This window comes from uncultured Sulfuricurvum sp. (genome assembly GCF_937936435.1).
Taxonomy (GTDB): domain Bacteria; phylum Campylobacterota; class Campylobacteria; order Campylobacterales; family Sulfurimonadaceae; genus Sulfuricurvum.
Window position 1 is genome coordinate 20,512 of record NZ_CALDDG010000143.1, and the last position, 9,124, is coordinate 29,635.

The following is a 9,124-nucleotide window of genomic DNA, read 5'->3' on the forward strand; positions in this document are numbered from 1 at the left end:
TCCTTATAATTTGCGAATTTTAGCGATTTCGTCCCGAAGCCGTGCCGCTTCTTCGAACTCCAGCTTTTTGGCGGCTTCTTTCATTTTGGCGGTGAGTTCTTCGACCAGTTTTTTCCGTTCCGCCGCAGGAAGCGTTTTTGCCTTTTTGGATCGGTTGTAGAGCTCGGCAGGGTCTTCGAGCTTGAGATTCTCGTCTAAAGAGCGTTTGGTAGTCGTCGGAGTGATGCCGTGCTCTTGGTTATACGCCTCTTGCAGGGCACGTCGTTTGGTTGTCGTATCGATTGCACGTTCCATCGATCCGGTTATTTTTTGAGCATAGAGCAATACCCGTCCGTGTTCGTTCCGTGCCGCTCGTCCGATGGTTTGGATGAGCGATGTTTCCGAGCGCAAGAATCCCTCTTTATCTGCATCCAAGATGGCGACGAGACTCACTTCCGGTAAATCCAGTCCTTCTCTTAGGAGGTTGATTCCGATCAAGACGTCGAAGTCGCCGACGCGAAGTCCTCGGATGATTTGATTGCGCTCGATGGCATCGATCTCAGAGTGCATGTATTGCACCCGTATCCCCAGATCTGCAAGGTATTTAGTAAGGGCTTCGGCCATTTTTTTCGTGAGTACGGTAACGAGAACCCGATCCCCGAGTGCCACCGTTTTTTTGATCTCATCATGGAGATCTTCGACCTGATTGTCGCTCGGTTTGATCGTGATGATCGGATCGAGTAATCCCGTTGGACGGATAATCTGATGGGCTAGGGTAGTACTGACGTCGAGTTCCTGTGCGGAAGGAGTTGCGGAGACGAACATATAATGGGGCGCTTTGTTCATAAACTCATCGATCATCAGCGGTCGGTTGTCCAATGCGCTCGGCAGACGGAATCCGTATTCGACGAGTACCTCTTTGCGGCTTCGATCTCCCGCAAACATCCCGCGAAACTGCGGAAGACTGACGTGGCTTTCATCGACGATGATCAGATATTTGTCGTGATGGAGAGCAAAATAATCCAGAAGCGTATAGGGAGCTTCACCCGGTTTTTTGTCGGTCAGATGGCGGGAGTAGTTTTCGATTCCCTTACACATCCCCGTCGCTTGCAGCATCTCGAGATCAAATTCGCATCGCTGTTTGAGCCGCTGAGCCTCGACGATTTTGCCCTGTTTGTCGAGTTCGGCCAATCGTTCTCCCAGCTCGTCTTCGATCCGTTTGATCGCACGGGCGAGTTTTTCCTGTCCGACGGCGAATTGACTGGTGGCGTAGATCGTGATAGTTTCGATGGTCTCGACGACCGAGTTGTTCAGCGGTTCGAAAAGGGCGAGCCGTTCTACCTCATCGCCGAAAAACTCGATTCTAAGCGCTTGATCCTGCCAGTAGGGGGGATAGATATCGACGACTTCGCCGTTGACTCTGAAATGTCCTCCGTCGAAATAGCTGTCATTGCGGGCATATCCCATTTCGACGAGGCGCAAAAGGAGCTTTTTTTGGTTCATTTCGTCGCCGAGTGCGATGACTTGAACCATCTTTTCGTACTCTTCCGGATCTCCGAGTCCGTAGTTGGCAGAGACCGAAGCGACGACGATGACATCGTCATAGCTTAGAAGATTGGCCGTTGCCGAGAGGCGTAAACGCTCCAACTCGTCATTGATCGAGCTGTCTTTTTCGATGAAGAGGTCTTGACGGGGAATATAGGCTTCGGGCTGATAGTAATCGTAGTAGCTGATGAAATACTCGACATGGTTTTCGGGAAAGAAACTTTTAAACTCGCTGTAGAGCTGTGCTGCGAGGGTCTTGTTATGGGTCATGATGATCGTCGGAAGCTGTACCGTTTCGATCACCTTTGCCATCGTATAGGTCTTACCGCTTCCGGTTACCCCCTCTAGGGCGACGTAGCGCTCACCCCGTTTGATACCGGAGGCTAATGCATCGATAGCAACGGGCTGATCGCCGGCGGGTTGGTACGGAGTATGGACTTTAAAAATCGGCAATGGATGACCCTGATATCAATATGCGAAATTATAGCGGAAAAGCTGTTTGGTTTTAATCGACCTCAGGTGATGTAATAGCCTTTGGCAGTTCGATCCACAGGGCTCTAAGAGAGAGTTCAAGGTCATAAATAAACAGGAAAAGAGACACTATCAGACTGATAATGCTGGAAATAAATAAAAAGATGAGGACGTAAGTCATGTTGAAATGGTACAGAGCCGACCCGAAGAGGCTGATAATAATAAAGGAGACCAGTAAAACGCTCAGTACCGCCATGAAATTACTGCTTTTGACGACTTTGGCCCGAAGGGAAAGTATTTTGAGCTCTTCTAAAATCCGTATACCGTCTTCTTCCGAGGAGCTACGGTATTCGACCGAGAGCTGGCGGGTACGGTCGACGATACGCCCGAAACGGTTGGTGAGGCTTAGGAGGATCAGTCCGATCCCTGAAATCATAATAACGGGTCCGATGGCCAACTGTAATGTATCGATGAGATTCGTCAGCAGCATATCATTCCTTTGGGTCAATTTTTCGGTTACATTATAGCGGATTTGGCGTGTCCGATTTGTCAAGAAAGAGAATCCCTTCTAGCTCTATCATGAGCTAAACTGTGTTAAAATGGCGGCATACAACATCCTTACCGAAGGTTCATCATGTTATTCAATCCGACACCGCTCGAAAAACTAACGACGTTAACGACCGATTTGACCCAGCGTTACCGTACATTGGAACAGGAACTGGAAACACTCCGTGCCGAAATCGTCTCCGTTCGTGCGCACGAAACCGGAAAAGACGGCGAGATCGAACGTTTAAGCGCTGCATTGGCGGCAAAGGACGAAGAGATTAAAATGTATACGGAAGAGTTGAGCGCAAAAGATGCCGAGATCGAAGCGATTGTTGCCAAAATCGAAAGTCTGTTGGCATAAAGCGTGAAAACCAAAGTTACCCTGACACTCAATGCAAAGCGTTACGATATTGACGTGGAAGAAGATTTTGCCCGTTTTTTAACGGCGCAGATGAGAGAAGATTTTGATGTCAGCGGAAACAACGATATCAAACTGCTATTGCAAGCCTATGTCCGTAAGAGCTTTACTTTATATGAACAAGAGAAACAAATTCTCCAACTAATCGATTCTCTGCAAAACAGTTAATTACTCCACAATCTCTTCACAATCACTTTTTATACTGCTCTCATCCAAAGAGAATCTTCCTAGAAAGAGTCTCGAAAAAAGGAGTTGAAGATGAAAAAGTTACTTATGTTATTGGCAGCTGCGGCATTGATGGCATCGATGGCGCAAGCCGATGCTAAAACGGGTCAAAAAGTGTATCTCAAAACATTTAAAGCGAAATTCGGGATGAACGGCACCAAATTTGCCGCGGAACACACCGTATCGGAATGGGAAGATTTGTTTGACAACAATGCGGCAGGGTTTATCAAAGAATACTCTCAGCGCTTTCCGGCTGCTGCAGGGGTTTTAAGCAATCCGTCGATGGCGGACAAGCTTCAGGAAGTGGGCGATTTTGCCAAAGAGTACGGCAGCGATTCGGGCAATGTTCCGAGTTGCGGTTGATCGATAATGAGATAAAAGGATAAACAATGAAAACGTTATGGGCTATTTTAGGTTTGAGTGTGATGTTGAGCGCTGCCGACGGCGGTGCTTTGTTTCAAAAATGTGCGGCGTGTCACGGGCTAAAAGCGGAAAAACCGGCACTCGGAAAATCGGAAGTAATCGCCGGATGGAAAGCGGATAAAACGATCGAAGCGCTTAAAGGGTATAAAGCGGGAACCCGTAATACCAAAGGGATGGGTGCGATTATGAAAGGGCAAACCGCTTCGCTCAGCGATGCCGATATGAAAACAATCGCAGATTATGTTGCCGGATTGAAATAACAGTCGAAATGCCGCTGCGGGCTGCCGCAGCCGATTTACCCTATGTTTTTTTTCGTCTCTCTTCGCATTAGCGGAGAGATTTTATACTTCATCGCTAAATTGTGCCATGATCTGTTTGATCTGATCCATGCACGATAAAAACGCGTCGACCAATTCTCCGTCAAAATGTTTCCCTTTTTGTTCAATCAAATATGTTACCGCTGCATCCAGACTCCAGGCTTCTTTATAGGGACGGCTTGAGGTGAGGGCGTCAAAAACATCGGCAATGGCAATGATACGGCCTACTAGGGGGATATCGTATTTTTTTAGCCCGTACGGATAGCCTGAACCGTCAAAACGTTCATGGTGGGTGAGTGAGACGATCCGGGCCATTTGAAGGAGCGGCGAGTGGTGGTTTCCGATAATATCGGCTCCCTGAATCGGATGGAGACGGACAATTTCAAACTCTTCGGGAGTCAGTTTCCCCGGTTTTTTTAAAATGGCATCAGGTGTTCCGATCTTTCCGACGTCATGCATCGGTGCAGAGAGATAGATCAGTTCGACCCGTGCATTGTCCAGACCGATTTTTTGGGCGATCAGTTTGGCATAGGAGCTCATCCGCAGGATATGGGTTCCCGTTTCGTTGTCTTTGAACTCTGCCGCCCGTCCGAGTTGACGGATTACTTCCATCCGTGTTAAGACGATCTCTTCGGTCCGTTCTTGAAGTTTTTGCTCCAAATCGTGCTGATAATGCAAAAGAGAGAATTGGGTTCGTACCCGTGCCAGAACGATCGCGGAATTGATCGGTTTGGTGATATAGTCGACCGCTCCGAGGTTCAGTCCCTCCTCTTCGTTGGCATAATCGCTGAGTGCCGTGACGAAAATGATGGGGATATTTCGGGTAAACGGATCGCTTTTGAGTTTTTTACAGACATCATACCCGCTGATATCGGGCATCATGATATCGAGCAAAATCAGATCGGGAATGTCTCCGGACCCGATCATATTAAGCGCTTTAGTGCCGTTGTTGGCAACTTTGATTTTATAAAACGGTTTGAGCGTTTCGCTGAGGACGAGAAGATTGTCCGGGGAATCGTCGACGATCAAGATCGTCTCACTGGAGGGAATCATCATAGCTGTTCCTTTTGAAGAGTTTGGCGAATTGTCTGCGCTGCCGCATCAAATTCAAAACGTTTAATTAATTCATGGGCTTTAAGAAGCTGTTCGTCTGAACTATCCTGTAGGATAAAGGCATCATCAAAGGCGGTGGCATCGGCATCTTCCAGTTTTTGGACCAATCGGATCAGGAGCTCATGGGAAACGATACACACTTCGTCCGAAAGCATTTTTCTCTGAGGCAGGGCTGTCAGAGCTCCGAGACGTTCGATCTCTTCGACGATTTGTGCCAAAATAGGATCGGATGGCGCTATCGGATGCGCAGATATTTCGGCGCTCTGTGCAAGATCGCTAAGGTGTTTCATACCGAGCGTCGCAGCGATACTTTTGAGGGTATGGCACAGCCGTTTGGCACTCTCTGCATCGACTGCAGCATGGTATGTGGAGAGAAAATCGCGGTTTTCACGGTAAAAGTTGTCCAACAGCCGTTTATAAAGCCGGCGGTTTCCGCTCATCCGTTGCAATGCGGTCGTCGTTTCCACCCCTTCGATAACAGGGATATCCGAAATGGAGTTTGTATCGGATGACGTTGTTACATCCTTTCCGCACTGGTGAGCGATCTCACGGATCAATTTTGTCGAATCGATCGGTTTGGTGATATAGCCGTCCATTCCCGCTTCACGACATGATTCTTCATCTCCTTCCATCACGTTTGCCGTCATGGCAATAATCGGGATATAAGGCATATCGTTCGCTTTTCGGATTTGCCGTGTCGCTTCGTAGCCGTCCATGACGGGCATTTGACAATCCATCAATATGACATCGGGAGTCGGGTGAAGGGCAAGCCATTCGAGCGCCTTTTGTCCGTTGGAAACGATTTCGACGTCAATTTTTGCGGCACTCAGAATTTCATAGGCCACTTCCTGATTACTTTCGTTGTCTTCGACCAGTAAAGCTTTGAGGGAATGCGGTACTATCAGACTGTTTTGATCTTGCCGTTGAGTTGATGGGGTGACCACCATACGCGGAGTACCGTAAATACTAATAAGGGTATCGAACAGCAGTGAAGGGGTAATCGGTTTGATCAGTATAGTTGTTGGGCTTTCTCCTCCGAATTCTTCGATCAGTTCCTCTTTTTCATAAGCCGTCACCATAATGATTGAAGTGATTTGATGGGTGTAACTTTCCGTGATGCGGTGATACAGACTGACACCGTCCATCCCTTCCATTTTCCAATCCAGGATAGCGACATCGGCTTGGAAGCCGTTTTCCAATAATTCCAATGCTTCGTGTGCATTGCGGCATACGGCACATTCGATCCCGAATTTGGAGAGCATTTCACGAAAAATTTCCCGGGCGGTTTCATTGTCGACGACGACCAGCACTTTCAAACGGTCGATTTGTCTTTTTTTTGTCGGTTCCAATTCCGATATTTCCGTGTTGAGCGGTAAATCAAACCAAAATGTACTTCCCTCATTTAAGCGGCTTTCCAATCTGATGGAACCTCCCATCATGGAAACCAGTTGACTGGCAATAGCCAGTCCGAGTCCGGTTCCCCTGAATTTTCGGGTCGTGGACATATCGGCTTGGGTAAACGCTTTGAACAATGAACTTTGAGCCTCTTCGCTGATGCCGATCCCGGTATCTTTGACCTCGAAATGCAGACGAAGTGAATCGCTTGTTTGTTCAACGACTCTGATTTTGATGACGATTTCACCCTGTGCGGTAAATTTGATCGCGTTGGAGAGGAGATTCAAAAGGATTTGTTTGATGCGAAGCGGATCTCCCGATACGTTTTGCGTGAGGGCACTGTCGATATCGATTAGAAGTTCCAGCCCTTTTTGCTGTGCCCGCATACTGACCATATCGGTGATAGACAGTACCAAATGCTCCAGATTGAAAGGGATATGTTCCATTTGAAGTTTTCCCGCTTCGATTTTAGAAAAATCGAGGATGTCATTGATGATATCGAGCAACAGATGGGAGGCGTCATAGGCTTTTTGGATAAAGTGATGCTCTTTCGCAGGCAAATCTCCTTTCAATGCCAGTTCGGTCATCCCGATGATCGCGTTCATCGGGGTGCGGATTTCGTGACTCATATTGGCTAAAAATTCCCCTTTGGCACGCATGGCGGCCTGTGCGGACTCTTTGGCTTCGATCAGTTCGCTGATATCGACGATAGCTCCGACGAGACCGGCCGGATTGCCTTGCGGGTCGGCAAATCCCCGAACCCAATAGAGGGTTTGATGGGTTTTCCCGTCGGCAAAAGGGATCAGCATCTCTTTGTGTGCGGTTCCTATCGTTTGAATGATCCGTTCATCTTCGGCTTGATAGAGGAGTCTATCCTCCATCGGAAGATATTCCAGATCCAGAACCTGTTTGCCGATCAGGACGCTGCGATCGATCCCGAAGGTTTCTTCATAAGCTTTGTTGACACCTATGAAGCGGCAATCTTTTCCCTTGTAAAAGAGGGGATAGGGGATGGTATCGATGAGAGCTTGTTCGAAAGCGATCTGATGATTGAGTTGTTCTTGCAGTTTGCGTTGCGCTAGAATATTGAGATGGTTGATCGCTTCACGTTCTCTGGTTTTGTTGTAGCGTTGGAGTAAAACAACGGTCGGAACCAAAAGGAGAAGAAAAAGTACGGCAATAATCAGTGTTTTGAGCAGAACGCTGATTAATAGACTTTGGATTTTTTCAACGGCGATATCGGCGCCGACGATATAGGTTTTTCCTGCCGGTGAGATCATAGGGACAAACACCGAATGAAACGTTCCCCATTTATCGGTATAAACAGGGCTAAACACCAGTTTTTCCGTCTGAAACGCCTGAATCAGTTCCGGTGCGGGCTCATCGTAATGTTCCCAAAATTTTACCCCCAATCCTCTTTCTTGATCGTGGGGATTTTCATTGGAAATCGTAAAATAAAAACTTCCTTTGTCTTCTACGACGATATAGATATAGGTGGCATCGAGTTCTCTTGCCAAAGTATTGGCTTTTTGAATCATCTTTTGGAATTGTTGTGGCGTGGGCGGTGTCTGATCGGAATAGCGATCGACGTTCGAACGTCCGAAGATACTGTCGGTTGAATAGATCGCATTTAGCAGACGAGTGTCAATTTGAGAGAGTTCGAGTGTCCGCTCCCGTTCGTAAATCCCTCCGGCGACGATGGCGACAATAAAAATGTACACAAGGATAATATAACGGAGAAAAGGGTATTCACGAAAACGGCGGACAAACGAAACGGGGGAAAAAAGTTGCATATCTATCGCCTTTTCAAACAGTAAAAAAGTGCTTTTGTTAAATTATACCAAACAAGGTTGAGGATTGCTTATAGATTACGGCCACACTATACAGATTTTTGTCCCCTGTTTCTCTTTCGATTCGACGGTGATTTTCAGATGGTAATCACGGGCGATCATAGCGACGATATTGAGCCCGATTCCGAACCCCCCTACGCTTTTATCCGCCCGTTGATACCGATCGAATACGCGGTCGATCATCGATGCGGGGATGCCGATACCGTTGTCTTGGATACAAAGCAGGGTATGATCGAGGATAATGGAGATTTTCCCTTCCATGATATTATATTTGATCGCATTGGAGAGAAGGTTGTCGATAAGGCGTGTTGCTTTCGTCATGTCGATGACGAGAATCACATTCGGTTCGATGTGCAGTTCCAGTGTGATCTTTTTTTGTTCGATCCGATGACGGAAATATTCCAGCCGTTCGTATAAAAGACGGGAGAGATCAAGCGGGGCATTGTGTACCGCCAAATCGTGGTTCAAGACGAGGTAGGTCAGATCGTCATAGAGGGTGGAAATCGTTCGCGAAGCGATTTCGATCCGGCGAAGCTTTTTTTGAGCGGAGGCGGAAAGTTCCGCAGCGTCGAGTGTTTCGATATTGCTTAAGATAGCACTGACGGGGGTGTTTAGCTCATGAGTCGTATCTTTGATGAAATTGTCCAGTAGTGCGATCGCATCATTCATCGGGCGTAAAAACATCCGTGAGAGGCTAAACCCGATCAATGCCAGAACAAGGAACAAAAGAGAGCCGAAAATCAATGCGTTCCGAAAGGTTTGATGGCGCCAGAGTTCATCATCGGGCGTCTCGAATACCAGATAATATTCCCCCAATCCGTAGGGAGAAAGAGGGACGATAA

9 protein-coding genes and 1 pseudogene are annotated in these 9,124 nt (G+C 47.5%); 4 read left to right on the top strand and 6 right to left on the bottom strand.

The genetic code is table 11. From position 1 onward, the window contains the following. Positions 1-3: 3 nt before the first annotated feature. Entirely contained in the window at positions 4-1,977 is a 1,974-nt protein-coding gene (gene uvrB / locus Q0389_RS13485) for an excinuclease ABC subunit UvrB (RefSeq protein WP_298695035.1), read from the bottom strand. 52 nt (positions 1,978-2,029) lie between these two features. Continuing rightward, positions 2,030-2,485: a DUF2721 domain-containing protein gene (locus Q0389_RS13490; protein ID WP_298695037.1), complete on the bottom strand. Its 456-nt coding sequence runs from the start codon at positions 2,483-2,485 to the stop codon at positions 2,030-2,032. A gap of 144 nt (positions 2,486-2,629) precedes the next feature. Between Q0389_RS13490 and Q0389_RS13495 the strand changes: the two genes are divergently transcribed. The 3 genes from Q0389_RS13495 (at position 2,630) to Q0389_RS13505 (ending at position 3,547) form a co-directional block, all read left to right on the top strand. Then, positions 2,630-2,902, top strand: a complete 273-nt coding sequence (locus tag Q0389_RS13495) for a hypothetical protein (protein ID WP_298695040.1) — start codon at positions 2,630-2,632, stop codon at positions 2,900-2,902. Between the two features lie 3 nt (positions 2,903-2,905). After that, the gene (locus Q0389_RS13500; protein ID WP_298695041.1) at positions 2,906-3,127 is read left to right on the top strand and encodes a hypothetical protein; all 222 of its coding nucleotides are present in this window, start codon (positions 2,906-2,908) and stop codon (positions 3,125-3,127) included. Positions 3,128-3,217: 90 nt separating this feature from the next. Next, positions 3,218-3,547, top strand: a complete 330-nt coding sequence (locus Q0389_RS13505; RefSeq protein ID WP_298695043.1) for a hypothetical protein — start codon at positions 3,218-3,220, stop codon at positions 3,545-3,547. 47 nt (positions 3,548-3,594) lie between these two features. Here Q0389_RS13505 and Q0389_RS13565 read toward each other — a convergent pair whose 3' ends face one another. Further along, positions 3,595-3,645, bottom strand: a complete 51-nt coding sequence (locus Q0389_RS13565) for a hypothetical protein (protein WP_366141256.1) — start codon at positions 3,643-3,645, stop codon at positions 3,595-3,597. Here Q0389_RS13565 and Q0389_RS13510 point away from each other — a divergent pair. After that, positions 3,631-3,867: pseudogene (locus Q0389_RS13510) on the top strand (c-type cytochrome); the annotation flags it as partial. The gene Q0389_RS13565 and the pseudogene Q0389_RS13510 sit on opposite strands and share 15 nt — an antisense overlap. An 81-nt stretch (positions 3,868-3,948) precedes the next feature. Here Q0389_RS13510 and Q0389_RS13515 read toward each other — a convergent pair. The 3 genes from Q0389_RS13515 to Q0389_RS13525 all read right to left on the bottom strand — a co-directional run. After that, entirely contained in the window at positions 3,949-4,980 is a 1,032-nt protein-coding gene (locus Q0389_RS13515) for a two-component system response regulator (RefSeq protein ID WP_298695049.1), read from the bottom strand. Beyond that, positions 4,977-8,225 carry a response regulator gene (locus tag Q0389_RS13520; RefSeq protein WP_298695052.1) on the bottom strand — a complete coding sequence of 1,083 codons (3,249 nt, stop codon included), beginning with the start codon at positions 8,223-8,225 and terminating at the stop codon, positions 4,977-4,979. Before Q0389_RS13520 ends, Q0389_RS13515 begins: the two co-directional genes overlap by 4 nt. A 75-nt stretch (positions 8,226-8,300) precedes the next feature. Then, a partial coding sequence (locus tag Q0389_RS13525; RefSeq protein WP_298695055.1) for a HAMP domain-containing sensor histidine kinase occupies positions 8,301-9,124 on the bottom strand: 824 nt, incomplete at its 5' end.